The 21,745-nt window shown below is 69.6% G+C and carries 22 protein-coding genes; 14 read left to right on the forward strand and 8 right to left on the reverse strand.

Features of this window, described 5'->3' with window-relative positions; translation table 11 throughout:
- The first annotated feature begins 9 nt into the window (after positions 1–9).
- From ACTWPW_RS29815 to ACTWPW_RS29855, 9 genes are all read left to right on the forward strand, one after another.
- Entirely contained in the window at positions 10–1,068 is a 1,059-nt protein-coding gene (locus ACTWPW_RS29815; RefSeq protein ID WP_375118597.1) for an MBL fold metallo-hydrolase, read from the forward strand.
- 51 nt (positions 1,069–1,119) lie between these two features.
- The gene (locus ACTWPW_RS29820) at positions 1,120–1,992 is read left to right on the forward strand and encodes an SDR family oxidoreductase (RefSeq protein ID WP_364125928.1); all 873 of its coding nucleotides are present in this window, start codon (positions 1,120–1,122) and stop codon (positions 1,990–1,992) included.
- A gap of 184 nt (positions 1,993–2,176) precedes the next feature.
- Positions 2,177–3,334 (forward strand): ROK family transcriptional regulator, encoded by a 1,158-nt coding sequence (locus ACTWPW_RS29825; protein ID WP_364125930.1) that lies wholly within the window; start codon positions 2,177–2,179, stop codon positions 3,332–3,334.
- Positions 3,335–3,358: 24 nt separating this feature from the next.
- Positions 3,359–4,843 carry a sugar ABC transporter ATP-binding protein gene (locus ACTWPW_RS29830; protein ID WP_375118596.1) on the forward strand — a complete coding sequence of 495 codons (1,485 nt, stop codon included), beginning with the start codon at positions 3,359–3,361 and terminating at the stop codon, positions 4,841–4,843.
- On the forward strand, positions 4,843–5,850 hold the full coding sequence (locus ACTWPW_RS29835) for an ABC transporter permease (RefSeq protein ID WP_364125935.1): 1,008 nt from the start codon (positions 4,843–4,845) through the stop codon (positions 5,848–5,850). Before ACTWPW_RS29830 ends, ACTWPW_RS29835 begins: the two co-directional genes overlap by 1 nt.
- Positions 5,847–6,893, forward strand: a complete 1,047-nt coding sequence (locus tag ACTWPW_RS29840; RefSeq protein ID WP_364125938.1) for an ABC transporter substrate-binding protein — start codon at positions 5,847–5,849, stop codon at positions 6,891–6,893. Before ACTWPW_RS29835 ends, ACTWPW_RS29840 begins: the two co-directional genes overlap by 4 nt.
- A 17-nt stretch (positions 6,894–6,910) precedes the next feature.
- On the forward strand, positions 6,911–8,062 hold the full coding sequence (locus ACTWPW_RS29845) for a Gfo/Idh/MocA family protein (RefSeq protein WP_375118595.1): 1,152 nt from the start codon (positions 6,911–6,913) through the stop codon (positions 8,060–8,062).
- Positions 8,059–9,066: a sugar phosphate isomerase/epimerase family protein gene (locus ACTWPW_RS29850; protein ID WP_443170589.1), complete on the forward strand. Its 1,008-nt coding sequence runs from the start codon at positions 8,059–8,061 to the stop codon at positions 9,064–9,066. Before ACTWPW_RS29845 ends, ACTWPW_RS29850 begins: the two co-directional genes overlap by 4 nt.
- A 171-nt stretch (positions 9,067–9,237) precedes the next feature.
- Complete coding sequence (locus ACTWPW_RS29855; RefSeq protein WP_443170585.1) at positions 9,238–10,533, forward strand: Fic family protein; 1,296 nt, start codon at positions 9,238–9,240, stop codon at positions 10,531–10,533.
- Positions 10,534–10,608: 75 nt separating this feature from the next.
- On the opposite strand, the gene ACTWPW_RS29860 is transcribed toward ACTWPW_RS29855, so the two are convergent.
- Genes ACTWPW_RS29860 through ACTWPW_RS29870 form a run of 3 tightly spaced genes read right to left on the reverse strand, consistent with a single transcriptional unit; the run spans position 10,609 to position 12,362 of the window.
- Positions 10,609–11,697: a Zn-dependent alcohol dehydrogenase gene (locus ACTWPW_RS29860; RefSeq protein ID WP_375118593.1), complete on the reverse strand. Its 1,089-nt coding sequence runs from the start codon at positions 11,695–11,697 to the stop codon at positions 10,609–10,611.
- Between the two features lie 24 nt (positions 11,698–11,721).
- Positions 11,722–11,913: a ferredoxin gene (locus tag ACTWPW_RS29865; RefSeq protein WP_364125950.1), complete on the reverse strand. Its 192-nt coding sequence runs from the start codon at positions 11,911–11,913 to the stop codon at positions 11,722–11,724.
- A complete protein-coding gene (locus ACTWPW_RS29870; protein WP_443170586.1) occupies positions 11,910–12,362 on the reverse strand; it encodes a pyridoxamine 5'-phosphate oxidase family protein in 453 nt (150 codons plus the stop codon). Before ACTWPW_RS29870 ends, ACTWPW_RS29865 begins: the two co-directional genes overlap by 4 nt.
- 86 nt (positions 12,363–12,448) lie before the next feature.
- Here ACTWPW_RS29870 and ACTWPW_RS29875 point away from each other — a divergent pair, with 86 nt between their 5' ends.
- On the forward strand, positions 12,449–13,078 hold the full coding sequence (locus ACTWPW_RS29875; protein WP_375118650.1) for a class I SAM-dependent methyltransferase: 630 nt from the start codon (positions 12,449–12,451) through the stop codon (positions 13,076–13,078).
- Between the two features lie 22 nt (positions 13,079–13,100).
- On the opposite strand, the gene ACTWPW_RS29880 is transcribed toward ACTWPW_RS29875, so the two are convergent.
- The 4 genes from ACTWPW_RS29880 to ACTWPW_RS29895 form a co-directional block, all read right to left on the reverse strand.
- Positions 13,101–14,024 carry a DUF1702 family protein gene (locus tag ACTWPW_RS29880; RefSeq protein ID WP_375118592.1) on the reverse strand — a complete coding sequence of 308 codons (924 nt, stop codon included), beginning with the start codon at positions 14,022–14,024 and terminating at the stop codon, positions 13,101–13,103.
- Positions 14,025–14,288: 264 nt separating this feature from the next.
- Positions 14,289–15,350 (reverse strand): prenyltransferase, encoded by a 1,062-nt coding sequence (locus ACTWPW_RS29885; RefSeq protein WP_375118591.1) that lies wholly within the window; start codon positions 15,348–15,350, stop codon positions 14,289–14,291.
- A complete protein-coding gene (locus ACTWPW_RS29890) occupies positions 15,347–16,057 on the reverse strand; it encodes a class I SAM-dependent methyltransferase (protein WP_375118590.1) in 711 nt (236 codons plus the stop codon). Before ACTWPW_RS29890 ends, ACTWPW_RS29885 begins: the two co-directional genes overlap by 4 nt.
- A 19-nt stretch (positions 16,058–16,076) precedes the next feature.
- A complete protein-coding gene (locus tag ACTWPW_RS29895; protein WP_375118589.1) occupies positions 16,077–17,321 on the reverse strand; it encodes a glycosyltransferase family 4 protein in 1,245 nt (414 codons plus the stop codon).
- A 268-nt stretch (positions 17,322–17,589) separates the two neighbouring features.
- Here ACTWPW_RS29895 and ACTWPW_RS29900 point away from each other — a divergent pair, with 268 nt between their 5' ends.
- Positions 17,590–18,615, forward strand: coding sequence for a GDP-mannose 4,6-dehydratase (locus ACTWPW_RS29900; RefSeq protein ID WP_375118588.1), 1,026 nt, complete (start codon positions 17,590–17,592; stop codon positions 18,613–18,615).
- Positions 18,616–18,669: 54 nt separating this feature from the next.
- On the opposite strand, the gene ACTWPW_RS29905 is transcribed toward ACTWPW_RS29900, so the two are convergent.
- Positions 18,670–19,485, reverse strand: a complete 816-nt coding sequence (locus ACTWPW_RS29905) for an AraC family transcriptional regulator (protein ID WP_443170587.1) — start codon at positions 19,483–19,485, stop codon at positions 18,670–18,672.
- A 59-nt stretch (positions 19,486–19,544) separates the two neighbouring features.
- On the opposite strand from ACTWPW_RS29905, the gene ACTWPW_RS29910 reads away from it, so the two are divergent.
- From ACTWPW_RS29910 to ACTWPW_RS29920, 3 genes are all read left to right on the forward strand, one after another.
- A complete protein-coding gene (locus tag ACTWPW_RS29910) occupies positions 19,545–20,117 on the forward strand; it encodes a helix-turn-helix domain-containing protein (protein ID WP_375118586.1) in 573 nt (190 codons plus the stop codon).
- On the forward strand, positions 20,110–20,946 hold the full coding sequence (locus ACTWPW_RS29915; RefSeq protein WP_443170588.1) for an SRPBCC domain-containing protein: 837 nt from the start codon (positions 20,110–20,112) through the stop codon (positions 20,944–20,946). The genes ACTWPW_RS29910 and ACTWPW_RS29915 overlap by 8 nt, the downstream gene beginning before the upstream one ends.
- Positions 20,947–21,156: 210 nt before the next feature.
- Positions 21,157–21,567, forward strand: coding sequence for a DUF2000 family protein (locus ACTWPW_RS29920; RefSeq protein WP_375118584.1), 411 nt, complete (start codon positions 21,157–21,159; stop codon positions 21,565–21,567).
- Positions 21,568–21,745 lie beyond the last annotated feature (178 nt).

Below are 21,745 nucleotides of genomic sequence, written 5' to 3' on the forward strand. Positions count from 1 at the left end.
TTCGGGCATGTGGCGAATTTCGTAGTGACACCCTCGAACGCGGCACAGCGAGAGGCGTGGGTCGGCGGGGCCATCCCCGAAGTCGAGCGGGTACGCCCGGGGCTGTGGTCGGTCCCGGTGCCGATCCCCATCAACCCCCTCCGGTACGTGCTGGTCTACGTCCTCGAGCTGGCCGACGGCGTGGCGATCATCGACGCCGGCTGGAACACGGACGAGGCGTACGACGCGCTCGTGGCCGGCCTGGGCGTGGCCGGTTACGAGATCACCGACGTCAAGGGTGTGCTCGTCACCCACATCCACCCCGACCACTACGGGCTCGCGGGGCGCGTGCGCGAGATGTCGGGCGCCTGGATCGCGCTGCACCCGGCCGACGCCCGCCTGGTCCGCGAGCGGTACGACGACGAGGCCATCGACTCCCTGGTCCAGCGGGAACGGGCGCTGCTGCGGCGCTGCGGCGTCCCCGAGCTGACGCTGGACGAGCTGGCCGGGGCCTCCATGATGATCCGGCACATGGTCTCGATGGCCAAGCCCGACCGCCTGGTCGAGGACGGCGACGACCTCGGCCTGCCGGGCTGGGACCTGCGGGCCGTCTGGACGCCCGGCCACTCGCCGGGGCACCTGTGCTTCGTCTCGCCGGAACGCAAGGTGCTGTTCTCCGGCGACCACGTGCTGGCGAAGATCACGCCCATCGTGGCCGTGCATCCCCAGTCGGGGCCGAACCCGCTGGCCGACTACCTCGACTCGCTGGCCGCCGTGCGCAAGCTGGAGGTGGAGGAGGTGCTGCCGGCGCATGAATTCCGGTTCCTGGAGCTGGCCGAGCGGGTGGACACCGTGATGGCCCACCACGACGCGCGGCTGGCCGAGATCGAGGGCGTCGTGGGCGCGCTCGACGGGGTCGCCTGCTGGGAGGTGGCCACGCGGTTGACCTGGTCGCGGCCGTGGGAGACGATCCCGCCGTTCATGCGTCGCTCGGCCAACAACGAGACGCTGGCGCACCTGGCCTGGCTGGAGGCGAAGGGCCGGGTGATCAGGGAACCTGGTGAGCCGGACCTGTGGCGACCGGCCTGAGGCGGTTATCGTACTCCTACTAGAATGTTGTTCTCCTGCGTAGGAGGTTCGATGCTTCGGTTCGATGACAGGGTCGCGATCATCACGGGGGCCGGGCACGGCCTCGGGAAGTCGCACGCGCTCATGCTGGCCGAGAGGGGCGCCAAGGTCGTGGTCAACGACCTCGGAGGCGCGCTCGACGGCACGGGCGCCTCGGCGGGGCCCGCCGCCGAAGTCGTCGATCTCATCACGAAGAACGGCGGCCAGGCCGTGGCGAACGCCGACAACATCGCCACGCCCGAGGGCGCCAGGGCCGTCGTGCAGGCGGCCGTGGACGCGTACGGCAGGGTCGACATCGTCGTCAACAACGCGGGCATCCTCCGGGACAAGTCGTTCGGGAAGATGACGGTCGAGGACTTCGACGGGGTGCTGGCCGTGCACGTACGCGGCTCCTACCTGGTCAGCCAGGCCGCCTACCCGCTGATGAAGGAGGCCGGCTACGGGCGGATCGTCAACACCTCAAGCCCCGCCGGGTTGTTCGGCAACTTCGGCCAGGCCAACTACTCCACCGCCAAGATGGGCCTGGTGGGCCTGACCAAGACGCTCGGGATCGAGGGCGCGCGCAGCGGCATCAGGGCCAACGCGATCGCGCCCATCGCCTGGACCCGGATGACGGAGGCGCTGCTGCCTGCCGAGTTCGAGGCCAAGTTCACGCCGGAGCGGGTGAGCGCGCTGGTGGCGTACCTCGTGCACGAGTCGTGCGAGGCCAGCGGCGAGGTGTTCAGCGTCGGCGGCGGCCGGGTGGCGCGGGTGTTCGTGGCGGAGGGGCCGGGCTGGAAGACCGACGACCTCACGCCCGAGGCGATCGCGGACAACTGGGAGTCGGTCATGGCCGAGCAGCCGTACGTGCTGACGGCGGCCGACTCCATGAAGGCGATGCTCTAGAACGGGGGTTCTGGACGGGACGCGGCGCCGGTCTCCTCGTACGAGGGGGCCGGCGCTTTCGCATGCCGCGACAAGTGCCGAAATGTCGCTGAAAGCGGGCTTTGTTCGATCTTCGGCGGAAGTTGGGGGAGTTTGGTCGATTATCACTCTTGATTTGCCGCATCGGTGATCTTATTGTCGCGACATGACCCCCCAGCCGGGCTCCGCCGGCGACGTGCTGACGCTGATCAGCGCGGGCTCCGCAACGACCCGTTCCGATCTGGCGAGGCTTACCGGCCTGGCCAGATCCACGATCTCCCAGCGTGTGGACGCGCTCATCGAGCGTGGCCTGGTCGAGGAGACCGAGAGCGGCGAGTCCACCGGCGGCCGCCCGCCGCGCCAGCTGCGCCTGCACACCGAGGACCACGCCTTCGCGGGCGTGGACCTGGGCGCCACGCACTGCCGGGTCGCGCTGATGGACATCTCCGGCAACGTGCTGGCCGAGTGCGAGGACGGGCTGCTGATCGGCGAGGGCCCCGAGAAGGTGCTCGCCCACGTCGACCAGCGGCTCGACCACCTGCTCGGCCGGGTGGGACGCCCCCGCGCGGCGCTGCGGGCGGTCGGGATCGGGGTACCGGGGCCGGTGGAGTTCGCGACGGGACGGCCGAACAACCCGCCGATCATGCCGGGCTGGAACGACTATCCCGTCCCCGAGTACTTCGCGGGCGTCGAGGTCCTGGTGGACAACGACGTCAACGTGATGGCGCTGGGCGAGCACCGCAACGCCTTCGCCGGCACCAGTCACCTGCTGTTCGTCAAGGTCGGCACCGGCATCGGCTGCGGGATCATGGCGGAGGGCAAGCTGCACAGGGGCGCCCAGGGTTCGGCCGGCGACATCGGGCACATCCGGGTCAGCGGCCACGAGGACGCCGGCTGCCGGTGCGGCAACAGCGCCTGCCTGGAGGCCGTGGCCGGCGGCGCCGCGATCGCGCGGCGGCTGACCGAGCTGGGGCTGCCGGCGGAGTCGGGCGCCGACGTCGTGGCGCTCGTGCAGTCGGGCAACACCCAGGCGCTGCGCCTGGTCAGGGAGGCGGGCCGGCTCATCGGTGAGGTGCTGGCCAGCCTGGTCAACTTCTTCAACCCCGAGGTCATCGTCATCGGCGGCGCGCTGTCGCGGGTGCACGAGCATCTTCTGGCCGGGATCAGGGAGACGGTCTACCGCAGGTCGCTCCCGCTGGCCACGCACCACCTGTCGATCACTCCGAGCCGTACGGGGATCAACGCCGCCACACTCGGCGCCGGGATCCTCGCCATCGAGCACTACCTGTCACCGGACAACATCAACCGCATCGTCAACGCCTGATACAACGCCTGAAGGGACTTCCCGATGCTGGTCATGCAGGGCATCGTCAAGCAGTTCCCCGGCGTGCGCGCGCTGGACGGGGTCGACCTGGACGTACGGGCAGGCGAGGTGCACTGCCTGCTCGGCCAGAACGGCGCCGGCAAATCCACATTGATCAAGGTGCTGGCCGGAGTCCATCAGCCGGACGAGGGCACGATCCTGTTCAACGGCGCGGAAGTGCGCCCCGGCAGCCCCATCGACGCCATCAAGCTCGGCTTCGCCACCATCTACCAGGAACTGGACCTGGTCGACGGCCTCAGCGTGGCCGAGAACATCTTCCTCGGCCACGAGCACGCCCGCCTGGGCTTCGTGAACCGGGCCGCCGGCCGCCGTGCCGCCCGCGAGGTGCTGGAACGGCTGGGCCACCCCGAGATCCGGCCGTCGGCCGAGGTCGGGCGGCTGTCGCCGGCGGCCAAGCAGGTCGTCTCGATGGCCCGCGCGCTCTCCCACGACGCCCGCCTGATCATCATGGACGAGCCGTCGGCCGCCCTCGCGCACGACGAGGTGGCCAACCTCTTCCGCATCATCCGCGAGCTCACCGCCCAGGGTGTGGCCGTGGTCTACATCTCCCACCGCCTGGAGGAGATCCGCGAGATCGGCGACCGGGTCACGGTGCTGAAGGACGGCCGTACGGTCGCCGTCGGCCTGCCCGCCCGCGACACCCCGACCACGCAGATCGTCTCCCTCATGACGGGAAGGAACGTCGAGTACGTCTTCCCGCCCAGGGGCGGGCGCGAGCCGGGCGAGGAGGTGCTCCGCGTCGAGGGCCTGGCCTCGCCCGGAGTGTTCGCCGACGTCTCGTTCTCCGTGCGGGCGGGCGAGATCGTGGGCCTGGCCGGGCTCGTCGGCTCGGGCCGCTCGGAGATCCTGGAGGCCGTGTACGGCGCCCGCCCCGCCTCGGGCCGCGTCCTGCTCCAGGGCCGCCCGGTACGCCGCGGCGTCGTCAGCATGGTCAGGAACGGCATGGGCCTGGCCCCCGAGGAACGCAAGGCCCAGGCCCTGATCCTCGACCAGAGCGTCACCTCGAACATCACGCTGGGCACCCTGCCGGCCTTCTCCAGGTTCGGCTGGATCGACCGCAAGCGGGAGCGGAGCGAGGCCAAGCGCCTGTCGGAAATGCTGGACATCCGACCACCCGACCCCGAACGACCGATCAGGAACCTGTCGGGCGGTAACCAACAGAAGGCCGTGCTCGCCCGCTGGCTGCTCGGCGGTCGCAAGCTGCTCCTGCTCGACGAGCCGACCCGCGGCGTGGACGTGGGGGCCAGGGCCGAGCTGTACGCGGTGATCCACGACCTGGCCGCGAAGGGCATCGGCGTGCTGCTGGTCTCCAGCGAGGTGCCGGAGGTGCTGGGCCTGGCCGACCGGGTGCTGGTGCTGCGCGAGGGGTCGGTCATCCATGAAGGAGAGGCGGCTGAGCTGGACGAGCACCGCGTACTTGACATGATCATGAATGGGAGGGCGGCGTGATGAGCGAGCCCACGACGGATCGGCCCGCCGGGAAGGCGGTCGCGCCGGTACTGAGATCGACGTGGGGCCTGGGCGAGATGCGGCATCTGGGCCTCTTCGGAGCGATCGCCCTGCTGGTCGTGGTCGGCCTGGTCACCCGGCCCGACAATTTCGCCACCGCCTCGAACCTGGTCAGCATCCTGTCCCTGGCCGCCACGATCGGCGTGATCACGGTCGGGGCCACGTTCGTGATCATCGGCGGCGGCATCGACCTGTCGGTGGGGGCCGTGATGGCCCTGGCCAGCGTGTGGGCGACGACGCTGGCCACGCAGTCGTACGGGCCGGTGGTGATGGCGATCTGCGCCATCCTCGTCGGCACGGGGGCGGGGCTGGTCAACGGACTGCTGATCGCGTACGGGCGGCTGGTGCCGTTCATCGCCACGCTGGCCATGCTGGTGGCCGCCCGCGGGCTGGCACAGCGCATGTCCGACCGCAAGACCCAGCTCATCCAGTCGGACAACACGGCCCTCGTGGACCTGTCGACCACGCGCCTGGCCGGCATCCCCCTGCTGGTCTACATCTTCGCCCTGGTGGTGGTGCTCGGGTGGGTCGTGCTCAACCGCACGACCTTCGGGCGGCGCACGTACGCGGTCGGCGGCAACCCCGAGGCGGCCCGCCTGGCCGGGATCGACGTACGCAAGCACACGATGCTGCTCTACGCGCTGTCCGGGCTGTGCTGCGGCATCGCCGCCATCCTCATCATGGCGCGCACCACGACGGGCTCGTCCACCCACGGCGACCTGTACGAGCTCGACGCCATCGCCGCAGTGATCATCGGCGGCACCCTGCTCACCGGAGGGCGAGGGACGATCATGGGCTCCATCCTGGGCCTGCTGATCTTCACCCTCATCACGAACCTCTTCATTCTCAACGGGCTCAACACCAGCGACCAGCTGATCGCCAAGGGCCTGATCATTGTCGTCGCCGTCCTTCTCCAGCGGCGGAACCTGAAGGAGAGAGCACCATGAGTGACAACGTCGCGCGCCGGGGATTCCTCGTCGGCGGAGCCGTTCTTTTAGCAGCAGGTTGCACCAGCAACGAGCCCGCGGCCTCGCCGACGAGCGCGGCCCCGGCTCCCGCTCCGGCAGCCAGCGGCAACGATCAGCCCGGGACGAAGGTGGTGATCGGCTTCTCGGCCCCCGCCGCGGACCACGGCTGGATCGCGGCCATCGCCAAGAACGCCGAGAGCGCCGCCAAGCAGTATTCCGACATCGAGTTCAAGCCCGTCGAGCCGACGAACGACATCAACCAGCAGATCTCCGCGGTCGAGTCGCTCATCGCGGCCAAGGTGAACGCGCTGGTCATCCTGCCCAACGACGGCCAGCAGCTGAACCAGGTCGCGCTGCAGGCCACCGAGGCCGGCATCCCGGTCATCAACCTCGACCGCATCTTCCCCGACAAGCTGGCCTACCGGACGTGGATCGGCGGCGACAACTACGGCATGGGCGTGGCCGCCGGGCACTTCATCGGCAAGCAGCTGAAGGACAAGGGCGTGTCGAACCCCGTGATCGTCGAGATCCAGGGCATCGCCACGCTGCCGCTGACCCAGGACCGCAGCAAGGGGTTCGCCGACGCGCTGAAGACGTACGGGTTCAGCGTCACGGCCAAGCAGGACGCCAAGTTCACGGTCGAGACCGGCAACCAGGTGGCCACGTCGCTGCTCCAGGCGCACAAGAAGATCGACGCGCTCTGGAACCACGACGACGACCAGGGCGTCGGCGTGCTCGCCGCGATCAACGAGGCGAGCCGCAAGGAGTTCATCATGGTCGGCGGCGCCGGCTCGCTCAACGCGATGAAGGAGATCCAGTCGGGCAACTCCGTGCTGCAGGCCACGGTCACCTACAGTCCGACCATGGCCTCCTCGGCGATCAAGCTCGCGCGTCTGATAGCACAGGGGAAGGGCATGAGTGATCTGGTGGAGAACCAGGTGCCACAGTCGATCACACTCGCGTCCGAGACCATCACCAAGGAGAACGTCGAGAAGTACCTGGCGCTCGGCTTCGAATCCTGATCCTGATCGGGGGTTGCATGTCAGACAGAACCACCATCGGCGTGGGCATGGTCGGCTACGCCTTCATGGGCCGCGTCCACTCCCAAGCCTGGCGAAGCGTCGGCGCGTTCTTCGACCTGCCGCTGGCACCGCGCATGGCGGTGCTCTCCGGCCGGTCGAAGGAACGCACCGAGGCGGCCGCAGCGCAGCTCGGCTGGGCCGACATCGAGACGGACTGGAGAGAGCTGGTCAAGCGCGACGACGTGCAGATCGTGGACATCTGCACGCCCGGCGACTCCCACGCGGAGATCGCGATCGCCGCGCTGGAGGCCGGCAAGCACGTGCTCTGCGAGAAGCCGCTGGCCAACACCGTCGCCGAGGCCGAGGCCATGGTGGCGGCCGCCGCTTCGGCGACGGGCAAGAGCATGGTGGCCTTCAACTACCGGAGGGTGCCCGCGGTGGCGCTCGCCCGCCGGTTCGTGGAGGAGGGCCGGATCGGCGAGGTCAGGCACGTACGCGCCGCGTACCTGCAGGACTGGATCATCGATCCCGAGTTCCCGCTGGTCTGGCGGCTGCAGAAGGACAAGGCCGGGGCGGGCGCGCTCGGCGACATCGGCTCGCACATCATCGACGCCGCGCAGTTCATCACCGGCGAGCGCGTGGTGGGCGTGTCGGCGCTGACCGAGACGTTCATCAAGGAACGCCCGCTGGCGACGGAGTCGGCGGGGCTGGGCGCCACCGGCTCCGCCGCCAGGGGACCGGTGACCGTGGACGACGCGGCGCTGTTCATCGGGCGGCTGTCGGGCGGCGGGCTGGCCTCGTTCGAGGCGACCCGCTTCGCCGGCGGTCGCAAGAACGCGATGCGCATCGAGATCAACGGCTCGCACGGCAGCGTGGCCTTCGACTTCGAGGCCATGAACGAGCTGTGGTTCAGCGAGGGCAGCGGACCCTTCGAGCGGATCCTGGTCACCGAGCCCGACCACCCGTACGTCGGCGCCTGGTGGCCGCCCGGCCATGGCCTCGGCTACGAGCACACCTTCACCCACGAGATCAAGGACTTCCTGGAAGCGGTCGCCACCGGAGCCGACCCGACACCGTCGTTCGCGGACGGCCTGCGGGTGCAGCGGGTGCTGGAGGCGGTCGAGCGCAGCGCGGCCGAGGGTAGCCGCTACACGGACGTGGAGGACTGATGAGACCGGTCACGCTGTTCACGGGACAGTGGGCGGACCTGCCTTTCGAGGAGGTCTGCCGGCTGGCGGCGGATTGGGGCTACGACGGGCTGGAGATCGCCTGCTCGGGCGACCACTTCGACGTGGCCCAGGCCGTGGCGGACCCGTCGTACGTGGAGCAGAAGCGCGCCCAGCTCGACAAGCACGGCCTCAAGGTGTGGACGATCTCCAACCACCTCGTCGGGCAGGCGGTCTGCGACCACCCCATCGACGAGCGCCACAAGGCCATCCTCCCGGCCCGCATCTGGGGCACCGGCGACCCTGAGTCCGTACGCCAGGCCGCGGCCGAGGACCTGAAGAACACCGCGCGTGCCGCCGCCCTGCTGGGCGTGGACACCGTGGTGGGCTTCACGGGGTCGTCGATCTGGCACACGGTGGCCATGTTCCCGCCGGTGCCCGCTTCCATGGTGGAGGCCGGCTACCAGGACTTCGCCGACCGCTGGAACCCGATCCTGGACGTCTTCGACGAGGTGGGGGTGCGCTTCGCCCACGAGATCCACCCGAGCGAGATCGCCTACGACTACCACACCACCGTGCGGACCCTGGAGGCCATCGGCCACCGGCCGGCGTTCGGGCTGAACTGGGACCCGTCCCACATGGTCTGGCAGGACCTGGACCCGGTGGCATTCATCCTGGACTTCAAGGACCGCATCTACCACGTGGACTGCAAGGACACGCGGGTGCGGGTCGGCGACGGTCGCAAGGGCCGCCTCTCGTCCCACCTGCCGTGGGCGGACATGCGCCGGGGCTGGGACTTCGTCTCCACCGGCCGCGGCGACGTGCCCTGGGAGGACTGCTTCCGGGCGCTCAACTCCATCGGGTACGAAGGCCCGATCTCGATCGAGTGGGAGGACGCCGGGATGGACCGGCTCGACGGGGCCAAGGAGGCGCTGGGCTACATCCGCAAGCTCAACTCCATCACCCCGCCGACGACGGCCTTCGACGCGGCCTTCTCCACCACCTAGGCTCCTGCGGGGGCGGGGGCAGCCCATTGGCCTTCCGCCCCCGCAGGTAGGACAGCCCTGTAGGGATCGCAGCGGGCCATGTCGAGCCTGGTTTTCTTTCATCCACGCCGCGACCGTGAAAGAATACGGATTATCCTTTCACGCCGCAGGGAGAGGTGAAAGGATAACGGGGTGGCGGAATACCTCGAGGCGTCGTGGTCTGCGGCGTGGGATGCCCCGAGCAAGCGAAACAGGCGTGGGGGCGTCTATCGCCCCTATGTGCCCGACAGGCTGACGGGCGGAAGCGTCCTCGTATCGCCGGACATCGCGCAGGTAGCCGCCAAGGCGGAAACGCTCGTGCAACGGCTCACCGCCCACTCCGCCAGCCACGGGGTGGATGGCCTCGCCCGCTTCCTTCTCCGTTCGGAGGCCATCGCCTCGTCGCGTATAGAAGGACTCCAGACATCCCCCCAGCAGGTTGCCCTCGCCGAACTGGCTGCTCACGAAGCTGGCGTGTCGCGGGGATTCACGGCGACGGCGGCTCTGGTCGCCAACAACGTGACGGCACTTCGGCGGGCGGTCACCGAGCTCGTGGGCGTCGAGGCGGTGGCCACGGCGGACATCGTCGCCCTGCATACCGCGCTACTTCCCGAGGAGAAGCACCACGGTCTACGTGAGGTACAGAACTGGGTCGGGGGAGGCGATTGGCATCCCCTGGACGCCGAGTTCGTTCCTCCGCCGCCTGAGCTGGTACGCCCGTTGATGGATGATCTCGTGTCGTACATCAACACGGCGGAGCACGCGCCGCTCATTCAGGCAGCTCTGGCCCATGCGCAGTTCGAAACGATCCACCCGTTCACGGATGGTAACGGCAGAGTCGGCCGGGCTCTGGTGCACACGATTCTCACACGACGAGGGCTGACACCTCATGCGGTCCTTCCGATAAGCCTTGTACTGCTCACTCGATCGGATGCCTACGTTGACGGGCTGACGGCCTACAGGCATGGCCGAGACCGTCACTCGGCTGAGGCGCGGCAGGGGACGGATGCGTGGCTAAGAGTGTTCCTCGCGGCTACGACCACGGCCGTTGAGCAGGCCAAGAGGTTCGCCGACGAACTTGACGAACTGCACGTTGAGTGGTTGGAACGGCATCGGCGATTTCGCCAGTCACAGGGATTGCGGTCGGTGCCACGAGCCGACTCAGCGGTCGCGCGTCTGCTGAATCTCCTGCCTGCGGCGCCGCTCGTGACCGCTCGGACCGTGCAGTGCCTGCTTTCCGTCACGCACCCGGCTGCCCGGCAGGCGCTGGAGGAGCTCGCGGGAGCGGGCATTTTGCATCCGAAGCAGGTCGAGAGAAATACAAGGGGATATCTGGCTCGCGAGATCTTCGAGCTGCTCACATTGACCGAGCGTCGCTTGGCGAGTACCCGCTGGGATACCCGCGAATCGCCGCCCGGGCGAATTGTTCCCGCCCGGCCACAAAGGTGAGTGTCTTCGGGGAGGGGCCGTGGCAGTGCGTGATGCGAGGGCCGATCCTCCCCGAGGAGAGGATCGGCCGTAGGGTCAGTCCATCAGGACGATCTGGCGCAGGACCTCGCCGCCTCGCAGGGCCGCCACCGCGTCGTTCAGGTCGCCGAGGCGGATGCGGGAGCTGATCATCGACTCGAGGTCCAGCAGGCCGGTCTTGTGCAGCTTGGCGAAGTAGGGGAAGTCGTGCCGGACGTCCGCCTCGCCGTACAGGCTGGAGAGCAGGTTCTTGCCCTCGAACAGCAGGCTGAACGCCGAGATCGACACCATGTCGTCCATCGCGCCCGCCCCGACCACGATGACGTCGCCGCCGGCCCGGGTGATCTGCCAGGCGCTCTGGATCGTGGCCGACTTGCCGACGACCTCGAAGCCGTAGTCGAAGCCGCCGCCGCCGGTGAGCTCGTTCAGCGCCTCGGGGACCTGCTCGGGCGTCACCGCGTGCGTGGCCCCGACCTTCCTGGCCAGCTCGTGCTTGGACTCCAGCGGGTCCACCGCCAGGATCGTCCTGGCGCCGGAGACGCGGGCGCCCTGGATGACGGACAGGCCGACGCCGCCGCAGCCGATCACCGCGACCGTGGAGCCCGGGCGTACCTTCGCCGTGTTGATCGCGGCGCCCACGCCGGTCGTGATGCCGCAGCCGATCAGGGCCGCCGCCTCCCACGGCACGTCATCGTCGATCTTGATCGCGCCCTGCCAGGGCACGATGATCTCCTCCGCCCAGGTGCCGCACCCGGCCATCCCGAACACCGTCGCGTCGTCGCCGCCGAGCCGGAAGTTGCCCTTGCTGAAGGACTCGATGACGTACTTCATGCACAGGTACGGCTGGCCGCCCACGCACAGGTCGCACTCCTGGCAGGCCGGGCGCCAGCTGATGACCACGTGGTCGCCCGGCTTGACCGAGGAGACGTGCTCGCCCACCTCGACCACCTCGCCCGCGCCCTCGTGGCCGGGGACGAGCGGCACGGGTTGCGGCAGCACGCCGGACATGGCCGACAGGTCCGAGTGGCAGACGCCCGTCGCTCTGATCCGAACGCGTACGTCCGTCGGCCCGACCGGGGCCAGGGTGACGTCGTCTCGGATGTCGAGCTTGTCGTTGCCTACGGCGTGCAGGATCGCGGCGCGCATGGGGGTTCCTCCTCGTGCCTGGGGCTATTCCTCGAAGGACAGAGCGGCTTTCGGGCAGGACCTGACCGCGTGGCGGACGCGGTCCTGCAACTCGGGGGGTGGTTCGGGAAGAAGGATGTGCAACTGGTCGTCGTCGTCCACGTCGAACACCTCGGGCGCGAGCCCCATGCACACGGCGTTGGCCTCGCAGACCAGCTCGTCCACCTTGACCTTCATCGCAGCCTCCTGTGGTCCCATGAGACCACTCTGGTGCGCTCGACGACGTACGCGACCCGCTTGAGGCCGGTTTTCTCCACGTACGGACGGAGCAGTTCGTCCGGCACACCAGGGGTCATCCTGCGGGCGATCAACAGGCCGATGGCCATGACGCGGTCGCGGTCGTCCACCTGCCGGGCCTCGCCGTACAGCAGGACGCCGCGGAGCTCGTCGTAGTCGTCGCCGGTCTCGATGAGGCAGCTCACCCGGGGGTCGCGGGCCAGGTTCCGGGCCTTCTGCGCCTTGCCGTAGGTCCAGAAGGCGATCCGGCCCTCGTCGAGGCCGTAGAACATGGTCACCAGATGCGGGGTGCCGTCCGGGTTGATGGTGGCCAGCTGCAGCTTGCGCGAGTTCTTCAGGAACGAGGTGACGTCGTCGTCCGACATGGCGATGCGAGCGCGCTGATTCACGCTGCCAAGTAGAACAGGTTGCAGAACGGCCCTGCAAGAGTCCGCTGGAATGTTATTCGGTTCGGCTAGGGTGCATCTTCATGACGATGCCGTCGGAGCTGCTGTACGCGGCGAAACATGCCAAGGGATTCATGCCGCCCGACGAGGGTCTGGCCCTGTTCGAGACCGCCTGCCGCTACGGGAAGGTCGGTCCCATCTGCGAGATCGGCACCTACTGCGGCAAGTCGGCCATCTACCTCGGTGCGGCCGCCCGGCAGGCCGGGTCGGTGGTCGTCACCGTCGACCACCACCGCGGCTCCGAGGAGATCCAGCCGGGCTGGGCGCACCACGATCCGACCCTGGTGGACCCCAGGTTCGGGAAGATGGACTCGCTGCCGACGTTCAGGTCCACGATCGCGGCGGCCGGGCTGGAGGAGGAGGTGATCGCCATCGTCGGGAAGTCGGAGCGGGTCGCGGGCCTCTGGAACACGCCGCTGGGCATGCTGTTCATCGACGGGGGTCACTCCGAGGAACCGGTGACCCGCGACTACGAGGGCTGGGCGCCGCACGTCCTGGCGGGCGGGGCGCTGGTCTTCCACGACGTCTATCCGAACCCGGCAGACGGGGGGCAGGCCCCGTACCGGGTCTACCAGCGGGCGCTGGCGTCGGGCGCGTTCGACGAGGTGGCCGTGACGGGCTCGCTGCGCGTCCTCGAACGCGTCGGTCCGGGGATCTAGCGGCAGGGCGTCAGCGCGGCCCTCAGTAGCGATGGCGGCGGGTCCAGGAGCGGCGGGTCTGCGACTGCCAGCTCTGGAAGTCCTCGTGCGTGTGCGCCTCGTGCCCGAGCGCGATGAGCGCGCGGTCGGTCCACGAGGCCGCCTCCTCGGGCTCGGCGTCCGCCAGGATCGGTACGGCCTGCGCCACGTGGTCGGGCAGCTCCCCGGACCGCAGCCGCGCGGTCACGGCGAAGGCGCACCCCTGGGCCAGGTACGCGCGGAACCCGTCGGCCCCCGCGTGCTCGGTCAGCCACCACAGCTCGTCGGCCTCGGCCCCGCCCGTGTACGTGGCCGCGAACCCGACCCCGCTCCACAGGTCGGCCCGCCGCGCCGCCGGGTACCCGCTGATCCGGGCGCCGACGTCATCGGGCGAGGCGCAGTCGTGGTACCAGAGCAGCCGCCCCAGCCCCTGGTCGAACACCGCGCAGTGCGCCCTGGTGAGCAGGTCGGGCATCGTGCGCTCGCCCACCATGCGATCGGTCCTGGACAGGCCCCACTGGAAGCCGAACCCGTCCACCGCCAGCCACCGCAGCAGCGGATGGGCCCGCCGCGCACCCCAGACCGGGCGCAGCCGCAGCAGCGCGTACCCGCGCCCGGCCCCGAGGTAGGCGGCGTGGCGGTGATGTTGGGCGGGGCCGGCCAGTAGCTCGTGAAGGCGCCGGCCCCGAGTCAGGGTGAGCAGGTCGAGTACGGTGCAGGCAGCGGCCGCCCCCTCGTAGCCGAAGGGCCGCTGCTCATCCGGAATTTCCTCGACCTTCTCCACTTCTCGCGACATCACCGCGTTGTAACCGAAGACGTAGGACTTCTCGGCCTTCGTGAAGACCGTCCGCGGTGCTCCGCCCCTGAGCCGGAACCTGCGCCGGCTCAGATCGGACTCCAGCGGATCCTTCGCCAGGAATCTCCGCAACCCCCTGGCCCGTGACAGCGTCGGCCCAGTTGACGACGCAGTTGTCGGCCCGGTTGTCGGCCCGGTTGTCGGCCCGGTTGTCGGCCCGGTTGTCGGCTCGGTCCTGACCTGGTCCAAGAACGATGTTGTGCCCGTGTCACCCACGCTTCCCCCGAAGACGCCTCGTACGGCCAGACACGAAGCTAGTAAGCGCATTGCGCCTTTCATCGGCGGCACACCGGATTTCCCCGGCAAAGAACCCGCAAAAGCCCTTGTGCCCCGGGGTCAGCGCCCCTCGTCGGCCCCCTGCGGAGGCACCCGTACGGCGGCGCACCCGCACACCTCGGGGTCGGACACGGCCGTCCCGTCGATGTCGCGGAACAGCCCGGCCCCCGGCGAGAAACCGAACAGCGCGTCGGCCGCCAGGACGGTCGCGGCGGCGGTGTAGCCGGAGCGCTCGTGCGGGAAGTGCTTGCGGTTGGCGAACTGCCACCCGGTCCAGTAGGAGCCGTCCTCGTGCCGCAGGTGCTGCATGTCGGCGAACAGCGCGAGCGCCCGCTCCCTGTCGCCCAGCGCGTCGAGCGCCAGCACCAGCTCGCACGTCTCGGCCCCCGTGACCCACGGCTGGTCGGAGACGCAGCGGATGCCGAGCCCCGGCACCACGAACGTGGCCCACTCCCGCTCCAGCAGCTCGAACGCCTCCCGCCCGCGCACGGCGCCGCCCAGCACCGGGTAGTACCAGTCCATGGAGAAGCGGCTCTTGTCCGCGAACGCCTCGGGGTGGGCCGACAGCACGTGCGCCAGCCGGTCGGCGGCCAGTTCCCAGTGCGGCTGCGGGTCCCCCAGGTCGTCCGCGAGCAGCACGCCGCAGCGCAGCCCCTGGTGGATGGAGGAGCAGCCGGTGAGCAGCGCGTACGTCGAGGCTCTGCCCCGCGCGTCGCGCTCCCAGACGATCTCGCCCCGCTCGGTCTGGAGCCCCGCCACGTAGTCGAGCGCCGCCTTGACCATCGGCCAGCTCTGCTCGGTGAAGCGCCGGTCGCCGGTGACGAGGTGGTGGTGCCAGACGCCGACGGCGATGTAGGCGGCGTGGTTGGTCTCGCCGCCCAGCTCGGTGGGCACGCCGTCGACCAGCTTCATCGGCCAGGAGCCGTCGGGGCGCTGGTGGCGGGCCAGCCAGGCGTAACCCCGGCGTACCGGCTCGGACAGCCCCGCCACGGACATCGCCATCAGGCACTCGACGTGGTTCCAGGCGTCGACGTGGCCCTCCGGCCACGGCACGCCCCCGTCGTCCTGCTGGATCGCCGCGATGCTCTCGGCCGTCCTGACGACCTCACCGCGGGAGATCATGGCTTCCTGACGTAGAGGACCACGCTCTTGCCGATGATCGGGTTGAGCAGGGTCTCGGCGATCCTGGTCGCGGCCGGGCGCTTCATGATGTCCCAGACCAGCAGCTCGTGGTACGCCTTCGCGAGCGGGTGCTCGTCGTTGTTGACGCCCACCGCGCACTTGATCCACCAGTAGGGGGCGTGCAGGCCGTGGGCGTGGTGGTGCGGGCCGATCTCGAACCCGGTGGACTTGAGCTTGGCCGACAGCTCGGCGAGCGTGTAGATGCGTACGTGCCCGCCGGGAGCGGTGTGGTAGTCCTCGTCCAGCGCCCAGCAGATGCGCTCGGGCAGGAAGCTGGGCACGGTGATGGCGGCCGTGCCGCCCGGCTTGAGCACGCGGAAGATCTCGCTCATGGCCGCCATGTCGTCGGGGATGTGCTCCAGCACCTCGGCCGCGATGACCCGGTCGAAGCTGCCGTCCTCGAACGGCATGTCCAGCGCCGTGCCCTGGACGATCTCGCCGGTGGCGCCGTCGGGCACCTCGCCCGCCTTGTCCATCGCCACGAACATGGCCGCCACGCCGTCCAGCTCCGACTGGTCCATGTCGAACGCGATCACGTCCGCGCCCCTGCGCAGCACCTCGAAGGCGTGCCTGCCGCCGCCGCAGCCCAGGTCGAGCACGCGCACGCCGGGGCCCACGGGAAGCCGGGCGAAGTCCACGGTCAGCACTTGTCGCTTCTCCTTGTGATCATTTCCGGTGGGCCGAGATGGCCTCGTGGTAGGCCTCGACGGTCCTCTTGGCCACGACGCGCCAGGTGTAACGCTCCATGACGCGGTCGTATCCGGCCTTGCCCACCCGCTCGCGCTCCTCCGGCGAGTCGTGCAGGCGGCGCAGCACCGAGGCCAGCTCCTCGGCGTCGCCCGGCGGCACCTGTACGGCCGCGTCGCCGACGACCTCGGGCAGCGCGCCCGTACGGCTGGCGACCAGGGGCGTGGCGCAGGCCATGTGCTCAACGGCGGGCAGCGAGAAGCCCTCGTACAGCGAGGGCACGACCGAGATCTCCGAGGTGGCGATCAGCTCGCCCAGCTCGTCGTCCGAGATGCCGTGCACGAAGCGCACCCGGTCCTGGAGCGAGAGCTCCTGGACGAGCTGCTCGGTCGGGCCGCCCGGGGTGGGCTTGCTCACGACGGTGAGGTTCACGTCGCGCTCGGTGGCCAGCTTCGCCACGGCCCGCAGCAGCGTCGAGACGCCCTTCATGGGGGAGTCGGCGCTGGCCACGGCCACGATCGAGCCCTTGCGCCGGGGCTTGTCCGGGCGCGGGTGGAAGTAGCGGGTGTCGACGCCCAGCGGGATCAGGCGCATGTTGGCCTGGGGGACGTTGAAGTCGCGGTGGATGTCGGCCAGCGAGGACTCGCTGACGGTCAGGATCGGGCTCAGCCGGGGCGCGACGCGGGACTGCATCTTCACGAAGCCGTACCAGCGGCGCATGGTCAGCTTCTTCGCGCCCGTGGCGGCCTCGAGCTCGATGCGCCGGTCCACGCTGATCGGGTGGTGGATGGTCCCGACCACGGGGAACAGCTTCTGGATCCCGAGCAGGCCGTAGCCGAGGGTCTGGTTGTCCTGCACGACGTCGAAGTCGCCGACCCGCTTCTTCAGCTCACGGTAGGCCCGCAGCGTGAACGTCAGCGGCTCGGGGAAGCCGGCGGTCCACATGGTGCCGACCTCGAGCCAGTCGATCCAGTCGCGGTATTCGTGCAGCTTGGGCGTTCTGAACGGGTCCTCGTCGCGGTAGAGGTCGAGGCTGGGCACCTTCCGCAGGATGACGCCCTCGTCGAGCTCGGGGTAGGGCTGACCGGAGAACACCTCGACGTGGTGCCCGAGCGCGACCAGCTCCCTGCTCAGGTGACGGAGATAGACGCCCTGGCCGCCGCAGGTGGGTTTGCTGCGGTAGGACAGAAGCGCGATCCGCAGGGTTCGTTCCCGCACGGACACCCCTTTCTCCGCCGGTAGGGCCCGAAGTCGGGCGTGTACCGTGAAAGATGACCTTAGTCCGAGAAGGCTACCATTCGGTAGGTCAGCTGGAATTGTTCACAATGGCCGTCGCAGGTCGTGCGAACTGCGACGTTACCGTAACCGAGCGTGGTTCGGTGGAACGTGTTCTAGGTGGCTTGATGCCCTATTGGGGTGCTTGGCTGTACATTCCCGTCCCAAAGGGCACGGCGTCGGTGGCCGTGTCCAGCAGTGATAGTTGGAGGACCCCTTGGCCAGGCGCGCTCTGATCACCGGCATCACCGGCCAGGACGGTTCCTACTTGGCGGAGCACCTGCTGGAGCAGGGATACGAGGTGTGGGGCCTGGCCAGGGGCCAGGCGAACCCGCGCGTGTCGCGGATGCGCAGGCTGCTGGCGGACGTCCAGGTCGTGCGTGGTGACCTGCTGGACCAGGGGTCGCTGATCTCGGCGGTGGAACGCGTTCAGCCGGACGAGGTGTACAACCTGGGGGCGATCTCGTTCGTGCCCATGTCGTGGGAGCAGGCGGAGCTCACTGCCGAGGTGACCGGGATGGGCGTCCTGCGGATGCTTGAGGCGATTCGCGTGTGTTCGGGCGTGTCGCGGGGCGGTACGGGCGCGGCGGGGCAGATCCGCTTCTATCAGGCTTCGTCGTCGGAGATGTTCGGTCAGGTCAGCGAGACGCCCCAGAACGAGCGCACCGCCTTCCACCCGCGCTCCCCGTACGGGGTGGCCAAGGCGTACGGGCATTTCCTCACGCAGAACTACCGCGAGTCGTACGGGATGTTCGCCGTGTCCGGGATCCTGTTCAACCACGAGTCGCCGCGCCGCGGGGCCGAGTTCGTCACCAGGAAGGTGTCGCTCGGGGCGGCCCGGATCAAGCTGGGACTGGCCACCGAGCTGCGGCTGGGGAACCTGGAGGCGCGGCGCGACTGGGGCTTCGCCGGCGACTACGTCAAGGCCATGCACCTGATGTTGCAGGCCGGCAACCCCGAGGACTACGTGATCGGCACCGGGCGGATGAAGTCCGTCAGGGAGCTGGTGGAGGCGGCCTTCAACGCGGTGGGGCTGGACTGGGAGCAGTACGTGGTGACCGACCAGACGTTGCACCGGCCGGCCGAGGTGGACCTGCTGTGCGCGGAGCCGAAGAAGGCGCGGACGCAGCTCGGGTGGGAGCCGCGGGTGGCGTTCGACGAGCTGGTGGCGATGATGGTCGAGTCGGATCTGCGGCTGCTCACCGACGGTGGCGACCCCCATGAGGACAGCTCCTGGCCGTGATGCGCCTGACCGTGATGCGCCTGGCCGTGATGTGCCTGGTCCGGGCCTGTTCCGTCAGCTGACGGCCCGGCGGTAGGCGCCGGGGGTGAGGCCGAAGTAGCGGGTGAACCAGCGGGTCAGGTGGCTCTGGTCGGCGAAGCCCGTCGCCGCGGCGGCCTCGCTGATGGGGGTGCCGGCGGCGATCAGCGCGCGGGCCCTTCTGAGGCGGAGCTGGCGCTGGTAGTCGCTGGGCGGGAGGCCGTATTCGGCGTGGAAGGCGCGATAGACGGCGTACCGGCTGGTGCCGGTCTCCCTGGCCAGGTCGTCGATGGTGAGGTCGTCCGTCATGCGGTCGTGCAGGAGCTGCCTGGCCGCCCGTGCCGAAGCTGATCTCTCTCGCCTTTCCCGGACGGGGGAGGCGGCGGCTCTCCGTACGATGGCCGCGATCGTGGCCGTGAGCAGCTCGTCGCGGCGCAGCGCGGGCGTGCCGTCGTCGAGGAGGGCCGCGTGCAGGGCGCGCAGCGCGCCCGCGAGCGCGGGGTCGTCCACCACCGGGGCGGCGAAGAGGGGCAGGCCCGTACGGCGGCCCGACACGTCCGCCAGGGCACCGGCCACCAACTCCGGACCGATGTGGACGATGCGGTAGGTGAAGCCGAGCGCGTCCGTGGCGTGGCCGTCGTGCGGGTCCTCCGGGTTGAAGGCCATGACCATGCCCGCCGCGCTCGTGTGCGCCGAGCCCCGGCAGGAGAACGACTGCGCGCCCGCCTCCGTGACCCCGAAGGAGTAGGTCTCGTGGCTGTGCCGATGGTAGACGTGCCGCTCGAAGTGGGCGTGCATGGCCTCCAGCGGCCGGTCGGGTGACCGCCAGTATCGGGACCAGTCATGCGCCACCCCTCCATTGTGCCGCCGCATTGACAAAGAGGATTTTTACGTAAAAGATTGTTTTTGCGATGAGAGACGTCCTGTATCTGGAAGAGATCGAGCAGGCCGAGGCACTGCTCAAGCCGCAGCGCGTGGAGGTGCTGCGGCAGCTGGCCGAGCCCCGCACCTGCTCGGAGGTCGCCGAACGGCTCGGGCAGACGCCGCAGCGGGTCTACTACCACGTCAAGCGGCTGGTCGAGGCGGGGCTGGCCGAGCTGGTGTCCGAGCGCAAGGTGCGCGGGGTCCACGAGGGCATCTACCAGGCCGGCGCGCGGTCCTACTGGCTGTCGCCGCGCCTGGTCGGCCGGATCGGGCTGCGCAAGGCCCGCGACGAGCTGAGCCTCGGCTACCTGCTCGACCTGATGGAAGAGGTTCAGGCCGACATCGCGGCGCTCGACAGGGCCGCACCCGAGCTGCCGTCGATCGGATTGTCCGGGGAGATCCACGTGCGGCCGGAGAACCGGCAGGAGTTCCTGAACGAGCTGCAGGGCCTGCTGCAGGACCTGTTCACCCGGTACGGCGGGTCGGAGGGCGACGCCTTCAAGCTGGCCCTGGCCTGCTATCCCAAGACAGAGCCCAGAGGAGAAAGAGACGATGACTGAGCCCATGATCATCCGCGCCCGCATCCCGGCACCGGCCGATCACGTGCGCCGCGCGCTGACCGACCCGGCCGCCATGCGGATCTGGCTGGCCGAGCACGTCGAGGTGGAGGTGCCGGAACGGTTCGGGTTCTGGGGGCGTACGACCCCGGAGGGGGACGCGCCGCACCAGCGGCTGCTGCACGCTGACGAGCGTACGGTGCGGTTCGCGTGGCTGCTCGACGGCGAGGAGACGACCACCGAGCTGACGGTGGAGGCGGACGGGGCCGATCGGACGATCCTGACCCTGTCGCAGACGCACTGGGACTTCGAGGACGTCGTCACGGGCAAGAGCATCCGGGGGGTGCTGCAGACGTACTGGTGCCAGGTGCTGACCAACCTCGCCGAGCACTTCGAGGGGCGGCCCCTGACGCCGATGCAGGACTACACCTCGACGGAGATGCGGGTCGAGATGGAGGTCGGGGCGTCGCCGTCGGAGGTGTTCGAGTCGATCACCTCGTCCGAGGCGGTGACGAAGTGGTTCGGCTATCTCATCGAGATCGAGCCGCGCGTGGGCGGGCGGCTCGCGATGGGCGGCTTCGACAACAACCCCGACCCGGCGAAGGTGCTGGAGCTCGAGCCCGACCGGAAGTTCGCCGTCGACTGGGGCGCTGCGGGGGTCGGGACGTGGGAGCTGGCTGGGTCCGGCGGGAAGACGCGGCTGACGCTGGTGCAGAGCGGGTTCGACGAGGCGCGGCCGCCGTTCGCGGCCTGGGGCGGGTTCCTGTCGGGCTTCGCCGAGCTGCGGCGTTACCTGGAGGTGCCCGACTGGCAGCCGGTCATCATGGCGTAGGCGTACGAACGGGGTGGGCGCCTGGGTGGGCGGGCTGCCGGGCTGGGTGGATCGTCGGGCCGGTGGGCTGTCGCGCCGGTGGGCTGTCGGCCGGAGGGCCTTGCTGGGCCGGAGGGCGTCCCGGCTGGATGAGGCGCCCGCGCGGTCACGATGGCGTGGGCGCACGAGCGTTCAAGACCGGGAGTGGGCGGGGCGGCAAGACTGGCGGCCATGCGTTTCGACACCAAGATCGGCATTGTCGTCCGGTCGGACCTGGCCACCTGGCAGCGCCTCAACGTCACCGCCTTCCTCGCCGGCGCCGTGGCCGGCGGGGTGCCCGGGATGGTGGGGGAGCCCTACTCGGACGCGTCGGGGAACTCGTACCTGCCGACGTTCCGGCAGCCCGTGCTCGTGTACGAGGCGGACCTGGCCTCACTCCGGAGCGTCCGGGAGAGGGCCGTGGGGCGGGGGATGGACGTGGCCGTGTACATCGAGGAGATGTTCAAGACCGGCAACGACACGGACAACCGGGCGGCTGTGCGGGGGGTTGTGGCGGGGGAGCTGGAGTTGGTGGGGGTGGCCGTACATGGGGCGAAGAACGGGGTGGACAAGGTCCTGAAGGGCCTGCGCCTGCATCCTTGAGGTTGCGGTCGCACGTTAGGCGTCGGGGGCGTTGGCCTGTGGATATCGCCCCGTCCTCCACAGAACCACGTTCGGCCGCCCTTCGCCCGGCCTCGCCGGACCATCCTTACGGCCATGAACCACCCGCTCCCCGCCCTGTCCTCCTCACCAACAGACCGCCCCACCCCGCCCCCCAATC

This window comes from Nonomuraea sp. KM90 (assembly GCF_052246675.1).
GTDB lineage: Bacteria > Actinomycetota > Actinomycetes > Streptosporangiales > Streptosporangiaceae > Nonomuraea.